Origin of the sequence: Rhizomonospora bruguierae (assembly GCF_018397995.1) — a bacterium.
Classification (GTDB): domain Bacteria; phylum Actinomycetota; class Actinomycetes; order Mycobacteriales; family Micromonosporaceae; genus Rhizomonospora; species Rhizomonospora bruguierae.
In genome coordinates, this window is the sequence record NZ_BBQH01000018.1 from 42,455 (window position 1) to 67,317 (window position 24,863).

The 24,863-nt window shown below is 74.9% G+C and carries 29 protein-coding genes; 14 read left to right on the forward strand and 15 right to left on the reverse strand.

All coding sequences use genetic code 11. The annotated features are described in order from the left end of the window. Positions 1 to 54: 54 nt before the first annotated feature. Positions 55 to 486: an SsgA family sporulation/cell division regulator gene (locus KJS59_RS09590; protein WP_213452203.1), complete on the forward strand. Its 432-nt coding sequence runs from the start codon at positions 55 to 57 to the stop codon at positions 484 to 486. Positions 487 to 545: 59 nt separating this feature from the next. Here the strand turns inward: KJS59_RS09590 and KJS59_RS09595 are convergent, their stop codons facing one another. Further along, positions 546 to 1,319: an SDR family oxidoreductase gene (locus tag KJS59_RS09595; RefSeq protein ID WP_213452205.1), complete on the reverse strand. Its 774-nt coding sequence runs from the start codon at positions 1,317 to 1,319 to the stop codon at positions 546 to 548. Positions 1,320 to 1,609: 290 nt separating this feature from the next. Between KJS59_RS09595 and KJS59_RS09600 the strand changes: the two genes are divergently transcribed. Beyond that, positions 1,610 to 2,734, forward strand: a complete 1,125-nt coding sequence (locus tag KJS59_RS09600; protein ID WP_213452207.1) for a helix-turn-helix domain-containing protein — start codon at positions 1,610 to 1,612, stop codon at positions 2,732 to 2,734. Positions 2,735 to 2,922: 188 nt separating this feature from the next. Here KJS59_RS09600 and KJS59_RS09605 read toward each other — a convergent pair whose 3' ends face one another. Beyond that, positions 2,923 to 3,810: a hypothetical protein gene (locus tag KJS59_RS09605; protein ID WP_213452209.1), complete on the reverse strand. Its 888-nt coding sequence runs from the start codon at positions 3,808 to 3,810 to the stop codon at positions 2,923 to 2,925. Positions 3,811 to 3,816: 6 nt separating this feature from the next. Continuing rightward, entirely contained in the window at positions 3,817 to 3,987 is a 171-nt protein-coding gene (locus tag KJS59_RS09610) for a VOC family protein (RefSeq protein WP_213452211.1), read from the reverse strand. Between the two features lie 208 nt (positions 3,988 to 4,195). On the opposite strand from KJS59_RS09610, the gene KJS59_RS09615 reads away from it, so the two are divergent. Continuing rightward, positions 4,196 to 5,929 carry a tetratricopeptide repeat protein gene (locus tag KJS59_RS09615; protein ID WP_213452213.1) on the forward strand — a complete coding sequence of 578 codons (1,734 nt, stop codon included), beginning with the start codon at positions 4,196 to 4,198 and terminating at the stop codon, positions 5,927 to 5,929. Here the strand turns inward: KJS59_RS09615 and KJS59_RS09620 are convergent. Next, positions 5,926 to 7,254, reverse strand: a complete 1,329-nt coding sequence (locus KJS59_RS09620; protein ID WP_213452459.1) for a sensor histidine kinase — start codon at positions 7,252 to 7,254, stop codon at positions 5,926 to 5,928. The two genes, KJS59_RS09615 and KJS59_RS09620, sit on opposite strands and share 4 nt — an antisense overlap. A gap of 51 nt (positions 7,255 to 7,305) precedes the next feature. Continuing rightward, the gene (locus KJS59_RS09625) at positions 7,306 to 7,977 is read right to left on the reverse strand and encodes a response regulator transcription factor (protein WP_213452215.1); all 672 of its coding nucleotides are present in this window, start codon (positions 7,975 to 7,977) and stop codon (positions 7,306 to 7,308) included. A gap of 94 nt (positions 7,978 to 8,071) precedes the next feature. On the opposite strand from KJS59_RS09625, the gene KJS59_RS09630 reads away from it, so the two are divergent. After that, positions 8,072 to 9,220, forward strand: a complete 1,149-nt coding sequence (locus tag KJS59_RS09630) for a LolA family protein (protein ID WP_213452217.1) — start codon at positions 8,072 to 8,074, stop codon at positions 9,218 to 9,220. A 67-nt stretch (positions 9,221 to 9,287) separates the two neighbouring features. On the opposite strand, the gene KJS59_RS09635 is transcribed toward KJS59_RS09630, so the two are convergent. Together KJS59_RS09635 and KJS59_RS09640 are read right to left on the reverse strand one after the other, a co-directional pair. Continuing rightward, positions 9,288 to 10,391: a baeRF2 domain-containing protein gene (locus KJS59_RS09635; RefSeq protein WP_213452219.1), complete on the reverse strand. Its 1,104-nt coding sequence runs from the start codon at positions 10,389 to 10,391 to the stop codon at positions 9,288 to 9,290. Next, a complete protein-coding gene (locus tag KJS59_RS09640; RefSeq protein ID WP_213452221.1) occupies positions 10,360 to 11,073 on the reverse strand; it encodes an HAD family hydrolase in 714 nt (237 codons plus the stop codon). Before KJS59_RS09640 ends, KJS59_RS09635 begins: the two co-directional genes overlap by 32 nt. Positions 11,074 to 11,197: 124 nt before the next feature. On the opposite strand from KJS59_RS09640, the gene KJS59_RS09645 reads away from it, so the two are divergent. The 3 genes from KJS59_RS09645 to KJS59_RS09655 are packed head-to-tail and all read left to right on the forward strand — an operon-like array spanning position 11,198 to position 12,400. Continuing rightward, positions 11,198 to 11,980, forward strand: coding sequence for a GAF and ANTAR domain-containing protein (locus KJS59_RS09645; protein ID WP_213452223.1), 783 nt, complete (start codon positions 11,198 to 11,200; stop codon positions 11,978 to 11,980). Between the two features lie 10 nt (positions 11,981 to 11,990). After that, positions 11,991 to 12,209 carry a hypothetical protein gene (locus KJS59_RS09650; RefSeq protein WP_213452225.1) on the forward strand — a complete coding sequence of 73 codons (219 nt, stop codon included), beginning with the start codon at positions 11,991 to 11,993 and terminating at the stop codon, positions 12,207 to 12,209. Next, positions 12,206 to 12,400 (forward strand): hypothetical protein, encoded by a 195-nt coding sequence (locus KJS59_RS09655; RefSeq protein ID WP_213452227.1) that lies wholly within the window; start codon positions 12,206 to 12,208, stop codon positions 12,398 to 12,400. The genes KJS59_RS09650 and KJS59_RS09655 overlap by 4 nt, the downstream gene beginning before the upstream one ends. 22 nt (positions 12,401 to 12,422) lie before the next feature. Here the strand turns inward: KJS59_RS09655 and KJS59_RS09660 are convergent, their stop codons facing one another. The 3 genes from KJS59_RS09660 to KJS59_RS09670 all read right to left on the reverse strand — a co-directional run bounded on the left by KJS59_RS09660 (position 12,423) and on the right by KJS59_RS09670 (position 14,451). Then, on the reverse strand, positions 12,423 to 12,767 hold the full coding sequence (locus tag KJS59_RS09660) for an STAS domain-containing protein (RefSeq protein ID WP_249714011.1): 345 nt from the start codon (positions 12,765 to 12,767) through the stop codon (positions 12,423 to 12,425). A gap of 102 nt (positions 12,768 to 12,869) precedes the next feature. Beyond that, entirely contained in the window at positions 12,870 to 13,265 is a 396-nt protein-coding gene (locus KJS59_RS09665) for an ATP-binding protein (protein WP_213452461.1), read from the reverse strand. Positions 13,266 to 13,578: 313 nt separating this feature from the next. Beyond that, positions 13,579 to 14,451, reverse strand: a complete 873-nt coding sequence (locus KJS59_RS09670; protein ID WP_213452228.1) for a short-chain dehydrogenase/reductase — start codon at positions 14,449 to 14,451, stop codon at positions 13,579 to 13,581. A 38-nt stretch (positions 14,452 to 14,489) separates the two neighbouring features. Between KJS59_RS09670 and KJS59_RS09675 the strand changes: the two genes are divergently transcribed. Next, a complete protein-coding gene (locus KJS59_RS09675; RefSeq protein WP_213452230.1) occupies positions 14,490 to 15,101 on the forward strand; it encodes a TetR/AcrR family transcriptional regulator in 612 nt (203 codons plus the stop codon). Between the two features lie 62 nt (positions 15,102 to 15,163). After that, positions 15,164 to 15,589 carry a Cif family virulence factor gene (locus KJS59_RS09680; protein WP_213452232.1) on the forward strand — a complete coding sequence of 142 codons (426 nt, stop codon included), beginning with the start codon at positions 15,164 to 15,166 and terminating at the stop codon, positions 15,587 to 15,589. A 30-nt stretch (positions 15,590 to 15,619) separates the two neighbouring features. Here the strand turns inward: KJS59_RS09680 and KJS59_RS09685 are convergent, their stop codons facing one another. The 4 genes from KJS59_RS09685 to KJS59_RS09700 all read right to left on the reverse strand — a co-directional run bounded on the left by KJS59_RS09685 (position 15,620) and on the right by KJS59_RS09700 (position 19,835). Next, positions 15,620 to 16,021 (reverse strand): hypothetical protein, encoded by a 402-nt coding sequence (locus KJS59_RS09685; RefSeq protein ID WP_213452234.1) that lies wholly within the window; start codon positions 16,019 to 16,021, stop codon positions 15,620 to 15,622. A 79-nt stretch (positions 16,022 to 16,100) separates the two neighbouring features. After that, positions 16,101 to 18,182, reverse strand: a complete 2,082-nt coding sequence (locus tag KJS59_RS09690; RefSeq protein ID WP_213452236.1) for an SIR2 family protein — start codon at positions 18,180 to 18,182, stop codon at positions 16,101 to 16,103. Between the two features lie 18 nt (positions 18,183 to 18,200). Beyond that, on the reverse strand, positions 18,201 to 19,475 hold the full coding sequence (locus KJS59_RS09695; protein WP_213452237.1) for a YqgE/AlgH family protein: 1,275 nt from the start codon (positions 19,473 to 19,475) through the stop codon (positions 18,201 to 18,203). Between the two features lie 3 nt (positions 19,476 to 19,478). Further along, positions 19,479 to 19,835, reverse strand: coding sequence for an effector-associated constant component EACC1 (locus KJS59_RS09700; protein WP_213452239.1), 357 nt, complete (start codon positions 19,833 to 19,835; stop codon positions 19,479 to 19,481). 110 nt (positions 19,836 to 19,945) lie between these two features. On the opposite strand from KJS59_RS09700, the gene KJS59_RS09705 reads away from it, so the two are divergent. After that, the gene (locus tag KJS59_RS09705; RefSeq protein WP_213452241.1) at positions 19,946 to 20,752 is read left to right on the forward strand and encodes an exodeoxyribonuclease III; all 807 of its coding nucleotides are present in this window, start codon (positions 19,946 to 19,948) and stop codon (positions 20,750 to 20,752) included. On the opposite strand, the gene KJS59_RS09710 is transcribed toward KJS59_RS09705, so the two are convergent. Continuing rightward, the gene (locus tag KJS59_RS09710; protein ID WP_213452242.1) at positions 20,749 to 21,138 is read right to left on the reverse strand and encodes a hypothetical protein; all 390 of its coding nucleotides are present in this window, start codon (positions 21,136 to 21,138) and stop codon (positions 20,749 to 20,751) included. The genes KJS59_RS09705 and KJS59_RS09710 overlap by 4 nt on opposite strands. A gap of 199 nt (positions 21,139 to 21,337) precedes the next feature. Between KJS59_RS09710 and KJS59_RS09715 the strand changes: the two genes are divergently transcribed. Genes KJS59_RS09715 through KJS59_RS09730 form a run of 4 tightly spaced genes read left to right on the forward strand, consistent with a single transcriptional unit; the run spans position 21,338 to position 24,846 of the window. Then, positions 21,338 to 22,051, forward strand: a complete 714-nt coding sequence (locus tag KJS59_RS09715) for a GntR family transcriptional regulator (RefSeq protein ID WP_213452244.1) — start codon at positions 21,338 to 21,340, stop codon at positions 22,049 to 22,051. Then, complete coding sequence (locus KJS59_RS09720) at positions 22,012 to 22,743, forward strand: (Fe-S)-binding protein (RefSeq protein ID WP_213452246.1); 732 nt, start codon at positions 22,012 to 22,014, stop codon at positions 22,741 to 22,743. Before KJS59_RS09715 ends, KJS59_RS09720 begins: the two co-directional genes overlap by 40 nt. Next, positions 22,740 to 24,191 (forward strand): LutB/LldF family L-lactate oxidation iron-sulfur protein, encoded by a 1,452-nt coding sequence (locus KJS59_RS09725; RefSeq protein ID WP_213452248.1) that lies wholly within the window; start codon positions 22,740 to 22,742, stop codon positions 24,189 to 24,191. Before KJS59_RS09720 ends, KJS59_RS09725 begins: the two co-directional genes overlap by 4 nt. Further along, positions 24,178 to 24,846 (forward strand): LutC/YkgG family protein, encoded by a 669-nt coding sequence (locus KJS59_RS09730; protein WP_213452249.1) that lies wholly within the window; start codon positions 24,178 to 24,180, stop codon positions 24,844 to 24,846. Before KJS59_RS09725 ends, KJS59_RS09730 begins: the two co-directional genes overlap by 14 nt. Positions 24,847 to 24,863: the final 17 nt, after the last annotated feature.

Here is a 24,863-nt window from a genome sequence, read left to right on the forward strand (position 1 = left end):
GTATGGGAGAGCGGGGCGATCATGCTTCGCAGCGGTGCCGGGGGGAGTACGTCAATGAGTGCTATTCGACCGTCGACCGTCGAGGTCGAGACGTCGCTGCGGTTGGTCGCGCCGGACGCCACCGCGCTGCCGGTCCGGGCCAGCCTGCGCTACGACCCAGCGGACCCGTACGCGGTGCACGTGCTGTTCCACGCGGAGTCCGCCGGCGGAGAGGCGGTGAGCTGGTCGTTCGCCCGGGAACTGCTGGTCACCGGGCTGGACGAGCCGGCCGGCATCGGCGACGTGCGGGTCTGGCCGTGGGCGACGCCGCGCGGGGACTTCGTGGCGCTGGCGCTGTCGTCGCCCGACGGTAACGCGCTGTTCGAGGTGCCGCGCAGCGTGCTGGTGCGGTTCCTGCGGCGCACGTACGTGGTCGTGCCGCGCGGGCGGGAGACCGACCACCTCGACGTGGACGCCGCCGTCAACCGGTTGCTCGCCGGTCGCTAACCCCCCGACCGGTCCTGGTGCCCGGCCACCGACCGGGCCTGGAGCATCCACGGGACGCATCAGCGCGTGGATAGGCCGCCGTCCACGGGGATGACCGCGCCGGTCAGGTATGACCCGGCACGGGAGGCCAGGTAGATCGCCGCGCCGGCCATGTCGTCCGGGCGACCGATGCGCCCGAGCGGGACCTCCCTGGCGATCTCCGCCCGCAGGGCGGGGTTGTCCAGGGCGAACGCCATCATCTTGCTGTCGAACGGGCCGGGGGCGATCGCGTTCACGGTGATGTGGTCGCCGGTGAGTTGGTGGGCGAGGTTGCGGGTCAGCATGTGCACGGCCGCCTTGCTGGCCGCGTAGGCGTAGTTCTCGATGCTGGGCACCCGGGTGCCGTCCACCGAGCCGATGTTGATGACCCGGGCGGGGTCGTCCTCAGTGGCGGCCGCCCTCAGGGCGGGCAGCAGGGCCACGGTCAGCCGGAAGACGGGCTTCACGTTCGTCGCCCACATCTTGTCGAACGCGCTGTCCGGGAACTCCTCCAGCGGCGCGCCCCAGGTGGCGCCGGCGTTGTTCACGAGCACGTGCAGGGCCGGGTGGCGCCGCGCGACGGCCTCCGCCAACCCGACCGCACCCTCGGGCGTGGACAGATCGGCGGGGATCGCCTCGCAGGTGCCGGTCCTGGACAGTCGCGCGGCGACCTCGGCGCACACGTCGGCCTTGCGGGAGGAGATGACGACCCGGGCGCCGGCCTCGACGAAGCCCCGGGCGATCATCAGCCCGATGCCCCGCGAACCGCCGGTCACCAGCACCGACTTGCCCTCCACGGCGAACAGTCCGGCCATCGTGCGACTCCTTCGGGACGCGGAACTACTTCCCGGTAACGTAGCCGACCACGGCTCCACCCCCGGACGACGGCTCCACCCGGGCAACGCGCCTGCCGCCCGGCGTACGCCGCGCTGTGCCCCGCCCGGTTCCATGATCAACCTGGCGCCGACTCGCCTCCCATTCACTGGTGGGTGTCGATGCAACGCCCCGGCGTCATCGCAACAGTTCTCGGCCGGTTGTGCACGGGTCGACACATTTCCGCAGCTCAGCCGTGCGCATGGGGCGCACAGCCGCTAACGTCGGGGCGATGGTCGGATTCGGATACCGCCCCGGAGAGCCGGTGCGGGGCAGCGGGGGTGGCGCCGCGCCCGCGACGCCGGACGTGTACACCGCCACCCTGCGTGAGCTGTCGAACCGCGACGGTGGCGGGCTACCGGCCCACCCGATCCGGCTCGCGCGACATCTACTCATGCTCGTGACCGGCGGTCACGGCACGCACACCGTGGACTTCGTCCCGCACACCTGTCGGGCCGGCACGCTGATCTGGGCCCGCCCGGGCCAGGTCATCCAGTACGGCAGGCAGCCCGGGTTGGACGCGATCCTGGTCCAGTGGGATCCCCACCTGCTCGCCGGCCTGGGCGTGCCGGCGGCGCCCTCCCCCACGGCGGCCGGGCGCTGGCAGCTCGCCGGCGAGGACGAGGACGCCATCATCAACGAGGTCAGCCAGCTCGTCGTGGACCGGCAGCGGCACCCCGCCGGCGCGCTGACCAACGACCTGCTCAGCCACCAGCTCGCGGTCCTCATCCTGCGGGTGTCGACCCTGCCCGACGGCCGGCCGGGCGTGGGTGAGCCGGAGTCGGGCCTGTACACGCGGCTGGTCCGCGAGATCGAGCAGAACTTCGCGCACACCCGCCGCGTGGAGGAGTACGCCGGGCGGCTGTGTTGCTCCGTTCGCACCCTGACCCGCGCGTGCCTGGCGGCGACCGGCCGCAGCGCCAAGCAGGTGATCGACGACCGGGTGGCGCTGGAGGCGCGGCGGCTGCTCGCCTGCACCGAGCTGCCGGTGGCCGAGGTCGGTCAGCGGCTGGGCTTCACCGAGGCGACCAACTTCGGCCGCTTCTTCCAGCGCGAGGTCGGTCGCAGCCCCGGGGCGTTCCGCGCCGACCTTCTCTCCCCTCCCCCCGCGGCGCCGCCCCCGCCACCTCGGCCCTTCGCGCCGCCCGCGCGAAATCACCAGGCGGACCACGCCGACATCGTGGGCGTCGCCCCCGCCGCGCGGTCCACCCCGGCGCCCGGCACCACCAGACCGCTCGGCGCTACCGCGCCGCTCCCTGCCGTCACGCGGCCTGGTACCGCGGCGCCGTCGCCGGCCTCAGGGCCACGTGCGCCTCTCCCCCGCCAGCGCGGCGCTCCCGCCGACACCCCTGCCTGACGCGGCCACTCCCCGCCGCTCTCGACCTTGTGGCGGCCGGCTCCTCCTCGCCGATCGGGAGCGGGAAACGCTGGTCGTGGAACTCTCGCGCGAAGGCGCACCGGGTGGACCTGCCCGGGCCCACCGCCCCCAAGGCCATCGCCCCAAGCCCGCCGCCCCGAGCCCTTGCGGCCGCACCACCGCGCGTCTCATGTGACCGGACGGATGATCACATCGCCACCGAGGCGGCCGTGTGGCGGGTCGCGGGTGACCGCACCGGTGGCGAGCAGGGCGTTCAGGGCGCCGGTGGCGTCGGCGGCGCGGTACACGGTTTCGGTGAGCGTGTAGACGCGCAGGTCGGTGACCGTGGCCGGACCGGCGGCGGCGAGGCGGGCGAGCAGTTCGCGGCGCAGCGGGCCGGGATGCGGGTGCAGGCTGATGTCGAGCAGGTGGCCGGCGGGGTCGCGGGGGTCACGGTAGCGGATGCCGGCGTATTCGTCGACCGCCCACAGCGCGTCCTTGAAGGCTTCCAGGCCGCGGCCGGCGCCGGTGGCGAAGACGAGCAGTTCGGTGCGCTCGTCGGCGACCAGGTGGACGCCGGTCACGAGCGGGAAGCCGGCGTCGTGCAGGGCGGCGCGCCAGTCCACGCCGGCGAGCGTGGCGGGGTCGGCGGCGGCGAGCAGTTCGCCCGGCTTGGCGGCGAGGACGGCGGCGACCGCGGGCGGGGCCGGCAGGCCGATGCCGTCGAGGTACGCCAGCAGGGGCGCGCCGGCCGTGCCCGCGGCGGAGAGGGCCGGGGCGACCAGGGCGGCGGGCTCCCCGGCCACCGGCAGGACGGACAGTTCCGGCGGGGTGCCCAGCTCCCGCTGGAGAGGGTCGAGGGTGGCGACCGGCGGGCCGATGACGGCGAGGGTCAGGGTGCGGCGGCGGAGCAGGTCGGCGAACTCGGCGAGGGTGCGCAGCGTCGCCTCGGCGGCGGCCGGGTCGGCGCCGGCGAGGGCCACGGTGGCGCGGCGGCCGCGGTGCAGGGCGACCGGCGCCCAATGGTCGAGGTAGCGGACCAGCAGTTCGCGCTTGACGTCGGCGAGGGGCGACACGGCCGGCTATCCGGCGGCGGGTATCGAGATGCCCATGCCACCGCGGGTGCGGGCGCCGGCGAAGCCCCCCGGCGTCATCGCCACCCGGCGGAGGCCGAGCACCTCGGTGTGGAACGCGACGCTGCGGCTCAGGTCGCTCACGAACAGGACCGCATGGTTGAGCCTGTGCACACCCATGTACCCACTCTAGGTTCCCCACCCCTGGACCCGCTGCGGCAGCACGACCGCCCGCGCCTGCGGGTACTGAGGACGGCGCTGAGCTGGGGAATCCCCGTGACGGACAGTGTGCGGCAGGATCCGCGGCGGGCCGCCCGGGCTGTCCCTGATCGGCCCTTTTACCGCCAGCACTTGTACTCACGGTGCCCTATCGAGCACGATGAGGCACGTGTCGGGAGGGGCGGGCGACAGCGAACCCATCGGGGAACTGGCCGCGCGGGCGCGCGCGCTCGCCGCGGGCGGTGACCTGGCCGGAGCCGCGGCGCTGCTCGGCCCGGTCCTATCCACACAGGACCCGGATCCGGCCGCGGCGCCCCCGGCGGTGGCCGAGGCGGCGGCGGTGTACGCGCGGATCCTGGCCGCCCTGCACGAGAACGCGATCGCCCGCAGCTGGGCCGCGTTCGCGCACCGGGCGAGCGTCCGGCTCTTCGGTCCGGCGGACGAACGCACCCTGGGTACGGCGGCGACCCTGGCGACGGTGCTGCACCGGGCCGGCGCGCTGCACCGCGCCGCCCACCTTTACCAGGAGCTGATCGACCGGCTCAGCCAGGTCGACGGCCCCGAGTCGGCCCGCGCGCTGGCGGCCCGCGCCGACCTGGCGACCGTCCTGCACGCCCGGGGGGAGTGCCGCGACGCCCGCCGCCTACTGCACGAGACCTGGATGGTCCACAGCGCCCGGTACGGCGAGGCGGACCCGGCCGGCATCAAGATGCTGGCCCGCCTGGGCAGCATGGAGCGGGCCTGCGGCGACCTCGACGACGGGGCGGGCCGGCTCGCCGAGGCGCTGCGGCTGTCCCGCGGCTACCTGGGCGAGGCCCACTCGCTGACCGCGCAGGTCGCGGCGCTGGCCGAGGCGCCACCGAAGGCCGGCCACATCTGCTCCGTCCCCGAACTGCCGAGCCAGCCCGGCACCGCGGCCGGCAGCCCGCCCGAGTCCTCCGGCGATGCCACCGACCCGGTCGGCCCTTCGACCGAATCCGCCGCCCCGGCCGGCTCCGGGAGCACGGCCACCGCTGCGCCGGAGGGGTTCGACGGGAGCGGCATCGGCGACTGGCCGCGCAGCGAGGGCTGGTCCCCCACCGAGGGCTGGCCGGGCGACGAGGCCGGCGGCGCGGTCCAGGACCGCGCGGACGAGGCCCCGCCCGCCCCGGCCACCGCCCAGTGGCCGGCGAGCGAGGGCTGGTCCGCGAGCGATGGCTGGCCGCCGCACGGCAGCGCCCCGCCATTCTCGAACACACCGCCGCCCGCACCATCGTCGCCGCCGGGGCGGCCGGAGAAGGACGAGAACCTGGACGAGCCGTGGTGGCCGGAGGACGCCTTCGCCCCCACCCAGCCGCCGATACCGGAGCCGGACCCGCGCGTGTGGACGGCCGAGCCGCCGCGCCAGGTGACCGACCAGGCGCCGCCGCCCCGGTTCGGCCGGCTGGCGGCCGGCACCGCGAACCCGGTACTGGTCGGCCTGGTCGCGGTGATCGCCGGCACGCTCGCCGCGGCCGCGGTCGGGTACGCGATGTCGCCCCGGGGCGGCGGGAACGTCGCCGCGGGGGAGCCGTCGCGGGCGTCCTCCGCCGCGCCGGCGGCACCCACGACACCCCCGCCGACCACGCCCGCGCCCACCCCCGCGCCGGATTCCCCGGGCCCGCCGACCGGCGTGAAGCTGACCGAGGGGCGGGAGTCGGTGACGGTCACGTGGCGGTACCCGGCCGGCGCGGAAGGTCCCGTGGTGATCTCGGGGGGCCGCGCCGGCCAGCCCATGCAGGCGTTCGCGACGCTGCCGGCGGGCACCACCCGGTACACGATCTACGGGCTGGCCAAGAGCCTGAACTACTGCTTCCGGGTGGCGGTGGCGCACTCCACCGACGTCGTGGCCCGCGCCGACCCGGTCTGCACCCACCGCCGCTAGGAATCGGCGGGTACCGCGGGCAGGCGCACCTCGGCGCGGACGCCCGGCTGCGCGTCGGTCAGCCGCACCGTGCCCCCGTACCGGCGGACCAGTTCGCGGACGATCGCCAGCCCGAGCCCGGCACCGCCGGCGTCCCTGGCCCGGCCGTCGTCGAGGCGGGTGAAGCGGTCGAAGACCCGCTCCCGGTCGGCGGCGGGAATGCCGGGACCGTCGTCTGCGACCGTCACCAGCTGGTACGGGCCGTCCGGCGTGACCGCCACCTCGACCCGCGACCGGGCGTGCCGGGTCGCGTTGTCGACCAGGTTGGCCAGCAGCCGGCGCAGGTCGTCCGGGTCGCCCGCGGTCCACAGCGGTGGGCCGGGGCGGACCGTCACCGGGGCGCCTCCGGTGCAGCGCTGCGCCACCTCGCCGGCGAGCGCGGCCAGCTCGACCGGCGTGCTGACCCGCACGGCCCGGCCCCCGGCGTCGTCGGCACGGGCGAGCAGCAGCAGGTCGTCCACCAGCCGGGCCAGCCGGTCCATGTCGATGAGCAGGTCGTCGGCGACCTCGGTCCAGTCGGTGCGGTCACCGAGGCGGCGGGCCACCTCCAGCTCGGTGCGCATGTTGGTCAGCGGGCTGCGCAGTTCGTGCGCGGCGTCGGCGACGAAGGCGCGCTGCCGGGCGCGGGCGGCGTCCAGCCGGGCGAGCATGCCGTTGAGCGTCTCGGCCAGACGGAAGATCTCGTCCCGCGACTCGGGCACCGGCAGCCGCCCCGGCCGGGCCCCTCCGGTGATCTCCTCGGCGCCCCGGCGCAGCCCCTCGACCGGGCGCAGGGTCGCGCCGATCACCCGCCAGGCCACCAGCGCCAGCGCCAGCACCAGGACCGGGAAGGCGACCAGCAGCACGACCCGCAGGGTGGCGAAGCTCTCCGCCACGTCCGAGGTGGGCTTGCCGGCCAGCACGGTCAGCGGCTCGGTGTCGGAGCCGGCCCGCACGCCGACCACGCGCACCAGGCCGCGGGAGCCCACCCGGCTGCCCGGCACGTACAGGCGGGCGCCGGCCCGGACCCGGGCCAGCTCGTCGGGGTGCAGCAGCGGGGTGAGCCGGTCGGCGTTGATCGAGGCCGCCCGCACCCGGGACTGCGCGTCCACCACCTGTACGTACTGGCTGCCGGCGACCGGCACCGGGTCGGGCAGTTGGCCGCTGTCGACCAGGCGTGCCACGTCGGTGGCGCTGCCCAGCGCCTCGGCGTCGATGCTGCGTTGCAGGGCCAGCCCGAGCGCGGCGACCATCACCAGGCCGCCCACCGCCAGCCCGGCGGCCAGGCCCGCCACGCCGATCGCCATCAGCCGGGCCCGCAGGCTGAGCCGGCGCCACCACAGCACGCGCCGGCCGCCTCAGACGCCCGCGGTCGCGGCGGCCAGCCGGTACCCGACGCCGCGCACCGTCTCCAGTCGCGAACGGCCCAGCTTGCGGCGCAGGTACCCGATGTACACCTCGACCACGTTCGGCGCGGTGTCCAGGGCCGCGTCCCAGACGTGGTCCAGCAACTCGGTCTTGGAGACCACCTGGCCGGGGCGGCGCATCAGGTACTCCAGCAGGGAGAACTCGCGGGCGGTGAGGCCGACCTCCGCGCCGCTGCGGGTGACCCGGCGCTGGGCCGGGTCGAGGGTGAGGTCGCCGACCGCCAGCACGGCGGGGCGGCTGGGCGCGCCGCGGCGCAGCAGGGCGCGCAGCCGGGCCAGCAGCACCACGAACGAGAACGGCTTGGTCAGGTAGTCGTCCGCGCCGCAGTCCAGGCCGTCCGCCTGGTCGTACTCGCCGTCCTTGGCCGAGAGCATCAGCACCGGCACCCAGTTCTGCTCGGCCCGCAACTGGCGCACCACCCGGTACCCGGACATGCCGGGCAGCATCACGTCGAGGATCACCGCGTCGAAGTCGGCGTGCAGGGCCAGGTCCAGGCCGGTGGGACCGTCGTGGGCGACGTCCACGGCGAAGCCCTCGGCCTGCAGGCCACGCTGCAACGCCGAGGCGAGGCGAACCTCGTCCTCCACCACCAGCAGCCGCATGGGTACCAGATTGGCACGCACCTGAGCGGGAACACAGGTGCTCTCAGCCGGATCACAGCGGGGGTGGCGCACGATGTGCGGCAGGAGGTGGACGATGAGCATTTTTGCCAACCGGCCGGCGTTGCGCTGGGCGGTGCCGGCGGTGGCGACCGCGGCGGTGATCGGCGGGGGCGCCGCGGTCGGCACACTGGCGGCGTCGGCGGACCCGGCGCTGCCGTCCCGCAGCGCGGCCCAACTTCTGGTCGACGTGCAGACGGCCCGGCTGGACGGGCTGTCCGGCACGGTCGTGCAGACCGCCGACCTGGGGCTGCCGCCCGTGGTCGGCGCGCTGGGTGGGCAGGTCGGCGACGGGCTGACCCAACTGCTGGCGGGGACCCACACGTTGAAGGTGTGGTATTCGGGGCCGGACAAGTCGCGGGTGGCCCTGCAGGGCACCCGCGGGCAGTCCGACTTCATCCGCAACGGCCGGGACATCTGGACCTGGAACAGCCAGACGAACACCGGTTCGCACCGGGTGCTGGGCGCCGACCAGGCCGGTAAGGACCCCGAGTCGCTGCCGGAGGGGATGCCCAAGAGCCCGCAGGAGGCCGCGGACCTGGTCCTCAAGGCGGTCGACCCGAGCACCCGGGTGAGCACGCAGGGCACCGCCAAGGTCGCCGGGCGCGACGCGTACGAACTGGTCCTGGCGCCGCGCGACGGCGCCTCGACGATCCGGACCGTGCGGCTGGCGATCGACGCGGAGCGGCACATCCCGCTGCGGGTGCAGGTCTACGGCGCGGGCAAGGACAAGCCGGCCGTCGAGGTGGCGTTCACGCAGGTGGACTTCGCCCGGCCGGACGCGGCGCAGTTCGCGTTCAACCCGCCGCCCGGCGCGAAGATCGATGAGGCGAAGCCGGGCGACGCGCCCGCGCACAAGGTCCCGGGCGGGATCGAGAGGCTGCCCGACGGCAAGGAGAAGAGCGTCGTGCTCGGCGACACGTGGACCAGCGTCCTCGTCGCCCGGCTGCCCGACGAGGCGACCGACCCGGCGCAGCAGCAGAAGGCCGGCGCCGCGGCCGGCATCGACGCCACCAAGCTGCTGGGTGGCCTGCCCAAGGTCAGCGGCTCCTGGGGCAGCGGCCGGCTGTTCTCCAGCACGCTGGTGAACGCACTGCTCACCGACGACGGCCGGCTGGTGGTCGGCGCGGTGACGCCGGAGCGGCTCTACGCCTCGGCGGCGGACCCGAAGGCGGCGCTGAAGTAGCCGCGAGCCATCACCAGAGGGGGTGACGCGGGCCCGGACCACACGGTGGTCCGGGCCCGCACCCGTCTCAGGTGGCCTGGGGGTCGGGGCGGGGGTAGCGCAGGATGGCGCCCACCCCGTCGGTCAGCGGCTGCTCCTGCCGGTCGATCACCATCAGGTTCGCCCCGGAGTTGACCGCCGCCGCCACGAGCGCGTCCCCCACGGTCTCCCGCACCGCGCGGTCGATGCCCAACTGGTGCAGCAGGGCCGGGTCGAACGACATGCGCACCGGCTCGTGCGGGTCCACCCAGACCAGGCGCTCGTCCACTTCCCGGTTCATCAGCAGCGCGCTGATCCGGCTCTCCAGCGCCGCCGGCACCACCTCGGCCAGACCGGTCGCGCACCGGCCGCGGGGCAGGCCGACCTGGTACGTGTCGAGCATCGCCGCCCGGCGGCGCTCGGCGGCGTCGTGGACGGCGCGGGCGCTCAGCTCGTCCAGCGGCTCGTCCTCGGCGCCGTCCGCGGCCCGGGTGGCGCCGTCGGTCTCCACGACCCGGTCCAGCAGGCCGGGCGAGAGCTGTTCCATGAGCATCTGCCGGGCGCGCAGCTCGCCGGTCACGATCACCACGTCGGCGGCGACCTCGTCGGCGAGGTGCTCCAGCCGCTCGGCGACCTGGCGCTGGTTGCGCTTCCAGGTGGTCTCGGCGGCGCGCTGGTACCGCGACTGCGACCAGCCGCCCGGCTGCACCTTCCGCATCGGGTACCGGGCGACCGGGCGCACGGTCAGCGTGCCGGCCTCGGTGGTTTCCAGGTCGGCACCGCTGCGGTCGACCACCGCGCGCAGCCAGCGGACCCGCTCCCCGCCTCCGGCCATCAGCGGCATCACGTGCGGCAGCGCCGACCAGTGCGCCTCGGCCCCGGTCGGCGGCGGGGTGGTGGCCGCGCTCATCAGCACCGTGCCGTGCGCGGCGAACAGGGCCAGACCGCCGTTGACGGCGTGCCGCGGGTCCATGACGGCGCGCTCCAGGGCGTCCAGCGTCGCCTCGTCGGCGCCCGCCTCGCGCAGCCGGTCCCGGGCGGCGTGCCAGCGCAGTTCCACCTCGTGGGCGGCGTTGCCGGTGGCCCGGGAGGTGTTCAGGTACACCGAGGCGAACGGGCCCTCACGCTCGTACAGCTGCCGGATCGAATCCATCGTGTCCCCCTATCGGTATCCGGGCCAGCAGCGCCCGGTCCAGGTCCGCGAGGATGTCGGCCGGGTCCCGGTAGACCGCCACCGCGCCGGCGTCCCGCAGCTCCGCTTCGCTGGTACCGCCGCAGGTGACCGCCACACACGGCAGGCCGAGCCGGCGGCAGGCGCGCACGTCCCAGACGGCGTCCCCGACGAACACCGCGCGCTCCCGGCGCAGCCGCGCCCGGTCGAGCGCCACCTGGACGATGTCCGGGGCGGGTTTGCTCTGGTCCGCGTCGTCCCCGGTGGTGGCCAGCGTGACCACGTCGTCGGCGCCCAGCGCCCGCCGCAGGGCGGCCACCTCCTCGCCCGACGCGGACGAGGCGAGCACGACGGTCAGCCCTTTGTCGGCGCAGGCGCGCAGCAGCTCCGCCGCACCGGGCAGGGGACGCAGCTCCGGCCAGTACCGTTTGTAGAGTTCGGTGTGCGCGCCGGCGATGGCGCCGTCCCGGGCCCGGTCCCGGCCGGGGCCGAGCAGGTGGTCGATGATCTTGTCGGCGCCCATCCCGATCGCGCGGTGGATGGCGGCCATGGGTACGGCGTGCCCGTGCCGGCGCAGCGCCCGCCACCAGCTCACCACGTGCAGGTAGGGCGTGTCGATCAGCGTCCCGTCCACGTCGAAGAGCACTCCGGCGCCGTCGCTCATGCCCCTGGCGTACCCCGCGCCGCGTCTTCCACTCCCGATGCATGAAATCCGGGCCGCTGGGTAACCCTGGACGGTGCATCGTGATCAACTGGTCGCGCCCGCCCAGCGGGCGCGCAATAGTCTCGTGAGCCGTATCGCCGGCCACCGGTCCGGCCCCCGTCCACACCTGGTCGAGGTCACCGCGCTGCTGCGCGAGCTGACCGCCCGGCTGATCCGCGCCGAGGATCTCCAGCATGCCCTGGACGTCCTGGCCGGCACGGCCGTCGCCGCCGTGCCGGGGGTGGCGCTGTGTGGGGTCACCGTCCTGCGGGACGGCCACCCGGCGACCATCGCCACGGCCGGCACTCCCCCCGTCGACGGCGCCGGGGTGGACCAACTCCAGTACGACACCGGCGAGGGACCCTGCCTGGAGGCGATCCGCAGCCGGGCGCTGACCGCGAGCCCCGACCTGACCAGCGAACGGCGCTGGACCCGATGGACGCCGCGCGCCCGGGAACTGGGCGTGCACAGCGTGCTGTCGGTACCGATGGACGTGGACGAGGCCGTGGTGGGCGCCCTCAACCTGTACGGCACCCGCCCCGCCGCCATGGACGACCAGGCCCAGCTCACCGCGTTGTTGATCGCCGAGCACGCCGGCCTGCTGCTCGGCTCGGTGGTGGAGCGCGGCGAGCGGGCCGAACTGACCGCCCGGCTGGTCGAGGACCTGCGCGAGGGCGCCGCCCTGGACCACGCGATCGGCATCGTCATGGCCCAGCGCCGGTGCACCGCCGCCGAGGCCCTCGCGGTGCTCCGGGACGCCGCCGAGGCGCTGGACGTGCGCCCCCGGGTGGTGGCCGAGCGGCTGATCGCCGCGGTCGGCGGCCCCGTGCCGCCCACCGGCCGGATTAGCGGGAGCGCCACGGGGTAACTCGCCGACCATGGTTGATGCGACGGTGTCCGATCTGCTGGACCAGGTGTTCGTCGGCCAGGAGCGGGCCACCCAGGACGAGATCTACCGGCGGGCGGCGGCCGAGGAGCTGCCGCCCGCCGTGCTCAGCCACATCGCCGCGCTCCCCGAGGGCGAGTACGCGCAGGACGAGGTCGAGGAGGCCCTCAACACGATCCCCCGGCCCGGCGAGGACGAGGAGACCGAATGACCGCGCCGCGGCCGGAGGGGGCGGAGAAGCTGCCGCCGCTGGGCGACCCCGAGGACACCACCGGCGACTTCGCCACCGAACACGACGACACCACCACCGGCCCGGACCTGGACACCGGCGGCCCGGAGAACACGCGCGAGGACGACTCGCCGCACGGGCTGGGCGGCGCCGACTGGGGCGGCCGGCGGTAGCTCACCGGCCCGCGCCCGGACCCTAGATCGCCGGGTTCGTCGGCTGGTTTTCCGCGGCGGCGGGCGGCTCGCCCTCCCCCCGGTAGGCCAGCACCTCCATCAGGCCGCTGAGGCCGATGACCCGCTCCACGTGCCCCCGCGCCCCGGCCAGCCGCAGCCAGCCGCCCTCCGCGGTGCAGTCGCGGTTGCCGCGCACGAACGTGGTCAGGCCGGTCGAGTCGCAGAACGTCAGCCCGGCCAGGTCCAGGACCAGCCGGTGCCGGCCCCGGCCGAACCAGGTCGTCGATCGTCGACTGGAGCCGGGCCGCCGTGGACAGGTCGAGTTCGCCGGAGAGGACCAGCGTGCTGGTGGTACCGGTGTCCGCAACCTGGATCGCCAACTCCACAGCGGGCTCCTCTCCCCCGTCGACCGGTCGCATCGTATGCCGACCGCCGCCCGCCGCCGGGGACTCGCCCACCACCCGGGTGGTCACGGCGCGACCCGCATCGTGATCCGCACCGTCGTGCCGGTCGGCCCCGTCTCGATCGCCACGTCGTCGCAGAGCCGCCGGGTCAGCCACAGCCCCCAGCCGCCGGTGGCGCTCGGCCCGGGCCGGTCCGCCCCGTCGGCGAGGCCGCGCGGAATCCCCGCACCGTCGTCCGCCACCTCGCACAGCACCGCCTCGCCGGCCTGCCACAGCCGGATCTCGCCGTGCCCGCCGGCGTGCCGCACGGCGTTGGTGGTCAGCTCGTTCACCGCCAGCACGAAATCGTCCAGGCGCTGGCCGGACAGGCCCGCCGTGGCGGCGGAGCGGACCACGGCGTGCCGGATCTCGGTGACCGAGCCGCCGTCGAAGCCGGCCTGGATCAGCGGGTCCGCCACCACGCCGGGTGAGGACGGCGCGGGCTGGGCGAGCGTCGCCGACGCCGGCTCGGCCAGTTCGGCGGTCGCCTGGCCCGGCTCGTCGGGCGTCGTGTCGCTCAAGGCCGACGCCCCTCCCCCCGTGCCCCGCGAACGATCGTCACCATCACGGTGTGTCCCTTCGCCGCCCCCCACGATACGTCCGGCCACCGCCGCGCGCAGGGCGCCGCCGGGCCACCTGACGTGGGAAACGGGGAGACACCCGCCGATCGGGCCGGACCGGTACCCGGAAGGGAAGTTCGCCGGCCCGGCTACCCGGCGCGACCCGGCGGCCCGCTCAGCGGTTGCCCATGCTGTGCGCGCCGAAGGCGCGGCCGAGCGAGCGGGCCCGCTCCTCGAGTTCGGGGACGGTGGTGCGGGCGGTGCGACCGATGACCCGGTCGGCGAGCGGGCCGTTCACGAGCGTCCGCATCGCCTGGACCAGGCCGACCGGGCGCGGCACGTACACCCGGCGGCGCCGCCGCTCGACGGCGTCCACCAGCGCCTCGGCGCACGCCTGGACGCTGGTGGTCTGCCCGAGCGGCCACGGCAGCCGGCTCAGCGTGCGGTTGAACGCGGGCAGGTCGGCGCGGATGTCCCGGACCAGGTCGGTGTCGATCCAGGACGGGTGCGCGGTGCCGACGCGGACGCCGAGGTGCCGGGTCTCCAGGCGCAGCGCGGCGCCGAACTGTTCCACGCCGGCCTTGGACGCGCAGTACGCCGCCATGCCCGGCAGGGCGCTGAACGCCGCCGCCGAGGAGATCAGCAAAAAGTACCCGCGCCGCTCGGTGATGGCCGGCAGGGTGGCGGCGACCGTGCGCACCACGCCGATCAGGTTCACCTCGATGGTGCGGACCAGGGCGTCCACCGGGCCGGCGGCGACCGTGCCGATGTTGGCCAGGCCGGCGTTGGCCACCACCGCGTCGATGCCGCCGAGCGCCGCCCGGGCGCCGGCCACGGCCGCGTCGAGGGCCGCCTGGTCGGTCACGTCCGCCTCGGCCCAGTAGTGCCGGCCGGGTAGGTCATCGGCGAGCTTGGCCAGCAGCGGCGCCTCCAGGCCGACCAGGGCCAGCCGGGCGCCGCGGGCGGCGGCGAGGCGCGCCGTGTGCTCCCCGATGCCCCGGGCCGCCCCGGTGACCAGCACGACCTTGCCGTCCAACCCCGACCTCATTGCGGCATCACGCCGGTACGGTACCATCGCGTACCACCATGGGGAGACGCGACGGCACCGGCGGCGACGCCGGTGGACATCGACACCGATTGACCGCCGGCATGGCCGCCGCGGTCACCGAGAAGGGGTACCGGGCCACCACCATCGCGGACGTCGTCCGGCGTGCCCAGGTCTCCAAGCGCACGTTCTACCAGCACTTCGCGGACAAGCAGGAGTGCTTCCTCGCCTCGTTCGCCGACGCCAGCGAGCACCTGCTGCGGGTCGTGCAGGCGGCCGGCTGGCGGCCGCTGCCCTGGCGGGAGCGGGTCAGCGCCGCCGTGACCGCCTACCTGGCCGCGCTGGACGCGCACCCCGCGATGACCCGGGGGCTGACCCTCGAACTGTCCGCCGCCGGCCCGCGCGCCCTCGCCCTGCGCCGCGAGCAGCTCCAGCGCTTCGCCGACCTGCTGCACGACCTGCTCGCCGAGGCCGCCAAGGAGGATCGGGACCTGCGCGTGCCGGCCCCGGCGATGTGCATGGCGCTGGTCGGCGGCATCAACGAACTCGTCCTGCTGGCGATCGAGGAAGACGCCCCGGGCCGGCTGACCGATCTCGCCGGCACCGGCACCGAGCTGATCGCCGCGGTGCTCACCGCTCCGCCCATGGCGTAATCAGGTTTACCGCGCCCGGTATTGGTGATTCGCTCTCCACTGGCAACAGCGGGGAGCGGGGGATGTACGAGCTGACCGGGTTGATCTGGTACCTGGAACACGAGCGGACCGCGGACCGGCGGGCCGCCGACGAGCGGATGGGACGTCTGGCGGCCGGCGCGGCGGACGGGGCGCGGCGGGCGCGCGCCTGGCTGAAACGCTGGCGGCCCCGATTCGAGCCGGACCCGGCCCGGGCGGAGCGCCACATCCGGAGCCTGGTCGAGCGCCGGGCGGAGGAACTGCGCCGCAGCGAGGTGGAGGTCGAGGTCTACGAGCTGACCGTGACGACGTTCGGCGAAGGCGGGTTCACCAACAGCGTGAACCGAGTGCTGACGCCGGGGCCGGACGGGCGCCCGCAGCAGCAGTGGGTCAAGGAATCGCTGTTCTTCCAGCGCGAAGGCGGCCGGTGGCGGGTCGTGCACCGGCAGGCCACCACGCTGGGTCGGTAACGGCCGCCGGGCCGCTCACCATGGGCCCGCTCAGCGGCCGACGGACAACGCGAAGCGGCGGGCGGCGGCGAGGATCGGCCGGGCGCTGTCCGGTACGGCGTCACGGATCAACTGCGCCGGGGAGGCGCCCGCCCGGACCGCCCGCGGGTCGCACAGCCAGCCCGCGGCCCGGCTGGCCCGGTTCGCCGCGGCGAAGACCTCGATGACGTGCAGGGCGGTGCGCAGCCGTTCGGCGGCGGAGCGCCGGGCCGGCGCGTCGTCGTCCCGCGCCCACCGCTCCAGTTCCCGGGCGCTGCCCGCACCGGCCACATAGGCGGTCAGCTCGCGGCCGAGCAGCGGGCTCACCTCGGCGGTCAACCCGCCGAGATCGCTGCCGCGCTCGGGGTCGGTGTCGGGGTCCGCCACCGCCAGGATCACCCGCCGGGTCCTCATGTCCCGAAAATACCCGGAGGCCGTCGCGACCCGCGACCGCTCTTCGGCCACACCTTCCCCGGGCACCACGCGCCCGGCCTCACCCCTGCTGCTCGCCCAGGTAGAACTGCGAGACCCGTTCGGCCAGCAGGTCCAGGACGGGCAGCCCGGCCTCCAGGGCGGCGGCGAACCCCGCCCACGAGTCCAGCCGGTACCCGCCCAGGTCGGGGAAGTCCTCGCGGGCCAGGTAGATCGGCAGCAGCAGCGCGTTCTGCACCAGCCAGGGGATGTAGTGACCCTCGTGCTCCCGCCAACCGCCGCGCTCGTACGCCCGCTGGAGGTGCCGGCGCAACTCGTCCACACTCGACCAGCGGACCATCAGCGACTCGTTGGTCAGGCTCTTGATGTACGGGTTGTACAGGTGGTTGACGTTCAGGTCAAACGCCTCCCGGTACAGCCCCCACAGGAAGCCCTCGTTGCGCCCACCGAGCGTCATCACGTGGTCCGCGTTCTCCGTGCGCAGCACCTGGTGCAGCAGCGACCACTGGGTGAGCGGGGTGAGCAGCCGGTTCGCGTCCTTGCGCAGCAGCGCCTGGACGATCTCCTTGGCCTTGGCCTCGTCGGACAGCTCCCGCAGCGCCAGGTTCGGCACCACCTTCAACCCCGCCAGCAGGCTGTAGACCGACGGGTTGTGCGAACCGTAGAAGGCGCGGGCGACCTGCCACGGGTCGACCGGGCGGCGCAGCGTCGCCAGGTCGCCGCCGCCGGCCGGGCGGTCCGGGTCCTCGATGAAGTCCTGGAGGGACGAGAACTGCGGGTCGGCGTCCGGGTGGATGCGGCGCAGCCAGCGCAGCAGTTCGTGGCGGAACCGCTCGGTGTACTCGGCCCGCTGGGTGACGCCGAAGTCGTCCAGGCAGACCACCACGCGGGCGCCCCGCTCGGAGAGCGCACCGGCCCCGAACGCCTGCACCGCGTGGATCACCGACGGGCGCGACCGCAGCCGGATCGGCCAGAACACCAGCGTGGGCGCCTGCGGCCGGTCCGCCCACTCCAGACCCCAGCCGTACCGCTGGTCGAGTTGGCGCAGCAGCCGGAGGATGTCGTCCGGCGGGGTGTTGCCCGGCGCGGAGAGCAGCTCGCGCTCCCAGGCCGGATGCCGGAACCGGCGCCGGGCATCGCCGCCCCGCGAGATCATCGGCACGTCCAGGCGCTGCGCCAGCCGGGGGAACAGCCGGTCGGCGTCCACGCCGGGGAAGAACGTGACCGCGCCGGCCAGCTTGGCCCGCTCCTCCACCGCGCCGGTCCGCTCCGGCTCCTCGCCGTGCAGCGCCCACAGCAGCTCGACCGGCCGCAGCCGGGCCACCTCGCGCAGCGCGCCGACCACCGCGTCGTCCCAGCCGCCGTACCCGACGGCGCAGACCACGTCGCCGGTGATCAGGTCGGCGACGGCGCGGACCATCCGGCGCGCCGGGTGGGTCAGGGCGCCCGGGTCGTGCAGCAGGCCGGGGCCGCCCATGCGCAGCGACGGCCGCCAGAAGCCGTGCAGGTGGTAGACGCGGATCGAGCCCTCGGTGCCGGCCGGCACGGGCGCGGAGCCGTGCGGGTCCACCGGGATGCTGACCGCCCGCCCCTCCGCGCCGCGGACCGCCACCTCCACCAACGGATCGAAGTTCGTGGTCAGCAGCCGGTTGCCGAACTCGTTCGGGCGGGTCGCCAGCAGCCGGCCGAGCGCCTCCACCCCCGGCGGGAGGTCCCACCACTCGGTGCTGTTCTCCACGTGCTCGCCGAGGCGCAGGTCCACCCGCTGCCAGATGCCGTGCGCGGCCAGCGGCGAATCGAACAGGTCCGGCGGGCGGTACGCGTCCAGCACCGCCTGCTGGGCCACCACGTCGAACTCGAACGGCGAGACCCAGTCCGCGAACACCTTCCGGTACGCGACGTAGACGTCCAGCACCCGGGCGTCCGGGCCCTGCTCGGCGCGGGCCTGGGCGAGCGCGTCGCTCAGGTCGCCGTCGTCGCCGACGCCCGCGGCGTACCGCTCGGCGTGCTCCAGCATCCGGGCGAGCCGGGGCACCGCGAGCGCGCTCACCCCGGAGCCGACGAGCAGGGTCACCTGCTCGCCCCGGCCGACCGCGCGCACGAGCCGCTCGACCAGCGCGTCCTCGCCGGTGGATTCCGGCACCGGACTCCTCCTTCCCGGTTACGCGCCCCGCTGGTGCAGGCTGGTCCACAGTTCCTCGGGTCGTTCGGACTGCACCGCGATGCTGGTGGGCGCGTCGGTGCGCAGCAGCACGCCCTCGTCGATGTCCGCCTCCAACTGGTCGGGCCCCCAGCCCAGGTAGCCGGAGAACAGCCGCACGCTGGACAGCAGCGTCGGCAGCGGCGCCGGGTCGGTGGACAGCGCGATCACGCCGAGCCGGTCCCTGACCCGCTGGAACCGTACCGGCGCGTCCCGGCCCGGCCACTGCAGGGCCGCCGCGATGTACCCCTCGGCGGTGTTCAGCGGGCCGCCGTCGAAGACCAGCGCCGGCTCCTTCAGCAGCCGCCGCCAGCCCTCGGGGAAGTCCACCGGCACCCGCCAGACCGGCTTGTTGATCCGCACCCCGATCGCGCCCCGCGCCCGCTCGTGCCGCAGCACCAGCACGACCGCCTGGTGCAGGTCCCGCTCGGTGGTCGCGGCCGAGGCGACCAGCACCTTGCCGACGAAGTCGCGCTGCCCCCGCGCCGCGTTGCGGACCAGCGGGACCCCGTCGCCGGCGTTGCCCGCCCGGATGTCCGGAAGCTCGAACCCGCGCGCGGCCAGCGCCCGGCGCACCTCCAGCCAGACGGTGCGCACGTCCAGCACGGCCGGCTGGTCGGGCAGGCCGCCCCGCAGGACCCGCAGCAGCTCCCCGGTGAACGCGGTGTACGGCTCGCCGGGTAGCGCCTTCGCGGTCCGGTTGCGGGGCGCGGAGACCAGCAGGCACGTCTGGTCGATCTCGGCCCGGTCCGCGACCGTGGTGGTGCCGGCCGTCTCCCCGGCCAGCTCGGCGGTGGCCCGGCCGGCGTAGCAGCAGTCCAGGATCACCACGCGGCGCCGGGCCGGGCTGCCGGCGATGGCCCGGCGCAGCAACTCGTACCGCAGCCCGGCCTCGTACGGGGTGGACGGGTCGGTGTCGGCCAGGGCCAGAACCAGGCTGCCATCGAACGGGTCGATGAGGCCGTGGCCGGCGTAGTAGACGAGCAGCAGCCCATCGGGGTGGGTCTCGGCGGCGGCCTCGCGCACGGTGCGGGCGACCACCGCGTCGTCCGCCTCGTCGACCAGCGCGACGCAGTGGTCGGCCGGCACGCCCCCCAGCTCCGGGTCGGTGAACACGCCGCGCAGCCCGGTGACGTTGCGCAGGACCGCCGGCACGTCCTCGAGGTCCGGGTGGCTGTACCGCCCGTTGCCAATCAGGACCACCCGGGACAGTCGCGGCTCGGCCAGCTCCGCCATCGGCTAGCGCCCTTCCAACACCCCGGCCGCGGCGGCGAGCGCCTCCGCGTCGGTGGCCTCGATCCGCACCGTGGCGCCGTCCGGCTCGGTGCGGGTGACCGTGACGGTCGGCGGTACCGGGCGCGAGGCCCGCCACTGCGCGATCGCCAGCAGCAGCTGCACAGTGGAGATTCCGGTGCCGAGGACCAGGGACACCACGTCCACGGCGGTACCCAGCTCCCTCTCTGCCGCCGCACCGCCCCACTGGATCCGGGCGTACCGGCGCACCGACGGCTCGTCCGCGAGCCAGGATCTCAGCGACCGCAGCGCCTCCAGGTCCGGCGCGTCATCGGTACCGGAGATGCTCAGCCGCAGGCGCATGGAATCGGACACTATCCAAGCGTTACACCTTCTGTCACTACTCGCCCACGGAACGCATCCGCTCCGTGACGCTGTGCCCACCCGTCCGACGCACCGGCGAAGATGGAGAGATGCGTCTTGCTACCTGGAACGTGAACTCGGTGCGGTCGCGGCTGCCGCGACTGCTGGAGTGGCTGGCCGCCACCCGGCCGGACGTGGTGTGCCTGCAGGAGACGAAGTGCGCCGCGGCCGAGTTCCCCGCGGCGGAGGTCGCCGACCTGGGGTACGAGACCGCCGCGCACGGCGACGGCCGGTGGAACGGCGTGGCGCTGCTGTCCCAGGTCGGGCTGGCGGACGTCACCCGGGGGCTCGTCGGCAAACCCGGCTTCCCCGAACCGGAGCCCCGCGCCATCGCCGCCACCTGCGCGGGCGTGCGCATCTGGTCCGTCTACGTGCCGAACGGGCGGGTGCCGGACTCGCCGCACTACGGGTACAAGCTGGCCTGGTTCGAGGCGCTGCGGGACACGGTCGCGGTGGACGTGTCCGCCGGGGCGGAGGTGGCGGTCTGCGGCGACTTCAACGTCGCGCCGACCGACGCGGACGTGTGGGACCCGGCGGTCTTCGTGGACTCGACGCACGTCACGGCCCCGGAGCGGGCGGCCCTCGCCGCGCTGCGCGCCACCGGACTGCACGACGTGGTCCCCCGGCCGCTGAAGGGTCCGCATCCCTTTACGTACTGGGACTACCGGGCCGGCATGTTCCACCAGAACAAGGGCATGCGCATCGACCTGGTGTACGTGACCGAGGGCGTCGCCGAGCGGGTGCGGGACGCGTACGTGGACCGGGAGGCGCGCAAGGGCAAGGGCCCCTCCGACCACGCCCCGATCGTCGTCGACCTGGCCGACAGCGGCGCCCAGGCCGCGGCCGACCCGGCTTAGAGCAGCGCCTTGAGCGCCCAGAGCACGAGGGCGATCAGGCAGGCGAGGACCAGCGCCCCGGAGGCGAGCAGGGCGATGCCGAGGGCGCGGGCCGGCCCGGCGATCGGGCCGTTGCCCCTGGTCATTCCCAGGACGACGGCGAGCGGGGGCGCGTCGCGCCCGGCTGGCCGCTCATCGGGTGCGAAATCGTCTTCGTTCGGCGGGGTCGGCTCCACCCGGGGGTCGTCCGCCTCGGCGCCGTACCGGGTGCCGTGCTGCTGGGGTTGTGCGCGCTCGTCCGGGTAGGGCATGCGGTTGCCGGAGCGCTGCCGGGGTGCGCGGGGCCGGAACCGGAACCGGGCGGGACGCCCGTTGCCGCCGCGGTTGCCGGCAGACGGCCTGACCATCGTCTCCTCCAGGCTTCCCGGTCGGGGCGGGCCGGAAAGCGGATCGGCGGAAGGGACCCCGTAGGTTCCTCGGGCTATGGGACTACCCCACACCACCGGCCGCGACGCACACAATCCGTAAGCTGACGGCCACCCGTGAAAATCGATATCCCGTTCCCCCGATGGAGGGACGGCGAAGGATCGTATAGGATCCACGATCATGCGACCCGCCCGCCGGTTGGTCCTCAGCGACGACGTGTACGAGTCCCTGCGCGGCCTGCTCATGGACCACGCGGTCGCGCCCGGCGCCCGGATCACCATCGACGCGCTCGCCCGGCAACTCCAGGTCTCGGCGACCCCGGTCCGCGAGGCCCTCGCCCGGCTGGAGGCCGACGGGCTGGTCCGCAAGCGCCCGCTCGCCGGGTACACCGCCACCCCGCTGCTCACCCGGGAGGAGTTCGAGGAGCTGTTCGAGATGCGGGCGATCCTCGAGGTGCCCGCCGCCGAGCGTGCCGCCCGCCGGTCCGCCGCCGGCGAGCTGGACGCGTCGGCCGCCGACCACCTGCGGGCCGAGGCCGACCTGCCCGGGCCGGAGGGGCACCACGGCTGGGCCGGGTACGCGGCGTTCACCGCGCAGGACGCCCGGTTCCACAACCTGCTCGCCGAGCTGGCCGGCAACCGGATGCTGCACGAGTCCGTGGTGCGGCTGCGTCCACACCTGCACCTGTTCCGGCTGCACTTCCCCGCCGCGCACTTCGGGGTCAGCGCCCGGGAGCACCACCGCGTCGTCGACGCCGTCCTGACCGGGGACCCGGCCGGCGCCGCCGCGGCGATGCGCGACCATCTCGACGCGTCCCGGCAGCGCCACCTGCCCTTCTTCGATGAGGCGACCGTATGCGCATCGCACTGTTCATCACCTGCGTCAACGACCTGATGTTCCCCGGCACCGGCCGGGCGGTCGTCCGGGTGCTGGAGCGGCTGGGGCACACCGTGGAGTTCCCCGCCGAGCAGACCTGCTGCGGGCAGATGCACGCCAACAGCGGGTACCGGGCCGAGGCGATGCCGCTCGTGCGCCGCTTCGTCGACGCCTTCGCCGGGTACGACGCGGTGGTCGGGCCCTCCGGGTCGTGCGTGGCGATGGTCCGCGATTCGTACCCCCACCTCGCCGAGGGCGACCCGGGCCTGGCGGCCGCCGTGAGCGCCGTGGCACCCCGCACGTACGAGCTGTCCGAACTGCTGGTGGACGTGCTCGGGGTGACCGACGTGGGCGCCCGCTTCCCGTACCGGGTCACCTACCACCCGACCTGCCACGGCCTGCGCATGCTGCGCCTGGGCGACCGCCCGCTGGCGCTGCTGCGCGCGGTCGGCGGGATCGACCTGGCCGACCTGCCCGGCGCGGCGGAGTGCTGCGGCTTCGGCGGCACGTTCGCGGTGAAGAACGCCGGCGTCTCGGGCGCCATGCTGGCCGACAAGTGCGCCGCCATCGCCGCCACCGGGGCGCAGTACGTGGCCGCGGTGGACAACTCCTGCCTGGCGCACATCGGCGGCGGCCTCTCCCGGGGGGCCGGCGGCGGCGCGCGTCCCATCCACTACGCCGAGATCCTCGCCAGCGAGGGGGCACAATGACCACAGTGGATAGAGGTAGCGGGCACATCGTCACCCCGCTGCCCTTCCCCCGGTACGCGGCCAGGGAACTGGGCGACGCGCAACTGCGGACGAACCTGCGCCGGGCCACCCACACGATCCGGGACAAGCGGCTGCGGGTGGTCGGCGAGGTACCCGAATGGGAGGCCCTGCGGTGGGCCGGCGCGGCGACCAAGGACGACGCGCTCGCCCGGCTGCCCGCGCTGCTGGAGCAGTTCGAGGCCGCCGCCACCGCCCGGGGCGCCACCGTGCACTGGGCCCGGGACGCCACCGAGGCCAGCGCGATCGTCACCGACCTGGTCCGATCCACCGGTACGACCGAGGTGGTGAAGGTCAAGTCGATGGTCACCCAGGAAATCCGGCTGAACGAGACACTCGCCGAGGCCGGCATCGCCGCCGTGGAGACGGACCTCGCCGAACTGATCGTCCAACTCGCCGACGACGCACCGTCACACATCCTGGTGCCCGCGATCCACTACAACCGGGGGCAGATCCGCGACATCTTCCGCGCCCGCATGGCGGGCGTCGACCCGGACCTCGGCGACGCGCCGGCCGCCCTCGCCGAAGCCGCCCGGCGGCACCTGCGGGCGAAGTTCCTCACCGCGAAGGTCGGCATCTCCGGCGCCAACTTCGCCATCGCCGAGACCGGCACGCTGGTCGTGGTCGAAAGCGAGGGCAACGGCCGGATGTGCCTCACCCTGCCCGAGACGCTGATCTCCGTGGTCGGCATCGAGAAGCTCCTGCCCCGCTTCGCCGACCTGGACGTGTTCCTCCAACTGCTGCCCCGCTCCTCGACCGGCGAGCGGATGAACCCGTACACCTCCCTGTGGACCGGCGTGACGCCCGGCGACGGCCCGCAGAACGTGCACATCGTCCTGCTGGACAACGGCCGGACGGCCACCCTCGCCGACCCGCACGGCCGGGAGGCCCTGCGCTGCATCCGCTGCTCGGCCTGCCTCAACGTGTGCCCCGTCTACGAGCGGGTCGGCGGCCACGCGTACGGCTCGGTCTACCCCGGCCCGATCGGCGCGATCATCTCCCCGCAGCTCGCCGGCCAGGACGCCGGTTTCAACCGCAGCCTCCCGTACGCGTCCACGCTGTGCGGGGCCTGCTTCGACGCCTGCCCGGTCCGCATCGACATCCCCCGCATTCTCGTCCACCTTCGACAGTCTGGAGTGGACGCTAAGCGCGGCAGGCCGTCGGCGGAGCGCACGGCGATGCGCGCGCTCTCCTTCCTCATGCGGGACCGCCGCCGCTACGCCGCCGCCCTGCGAGCCGCCCGGCGCGGCGCCGCCCCGCTACGCCTGGGCCGCCGCCGCGACACCCTGCGCCGCCTCCCCTGGCCCCTGTCGGCCTGGACGACCAGCCGGGACGCCCCGCTGCCGCCCGGCGAGACCTTCCGCGAATGGTGGTCCCGTGAACGCGCGTGACGAGATCCTGAGCCGCATCCGGCGCGCCCTCACCGCCGCACCGCCCGCCACCGCCGCACCGGCCACCGCCGCACCCGCCGGAGCGGTCTCCGGTGCAGCGCTTGTGGGGGCGGGCGCCGCGGGCAGCGGCGATGTCATCGCTCTGCTCGCCGACCGTCTCGTCGACTACAAGGCGAACGTTCGCCACTGCCCGGCCGGGTCGGTCGGCTCGGTCGTCGGGGAACTGCTCGCCGGCGCGACCGCCGTCGCGACGCCGCCCGACATCCCCGCGGACTGGCTCTCCGCCTGGACCGGAACCGTCCTGCGCGACGGCGCCCCGGAGCCGCTGACCGTCGCCCGGCTCGACGCACCCGGCGTCGCCGCCCTCACCGGGTGCGCGGTCGCCATCGCCGAGACCGGCACCCTGATCCTCGACACCGGGCCGGTGCAGGGTCGCCGCGTGCTCACCCTCGTCCCCGACCACCACATCTGCGTCGTACCGGCGAGCCGCGTCGTGGCTGGGGTGCCGGCCGGCTTCGCGGCGCTGCCCGACCCGTCACGCCCCATCACGCTGGTCTCCGGCCCCTCGGCGACCAGCGACATCGAGCTTGATCGGGTGGAGGGCGTCCACGGCCCCCGTCGCCTCGACGTCGTCATCGTGGTGGACGCCCAGTAGTTACGCCCAGATCTGCG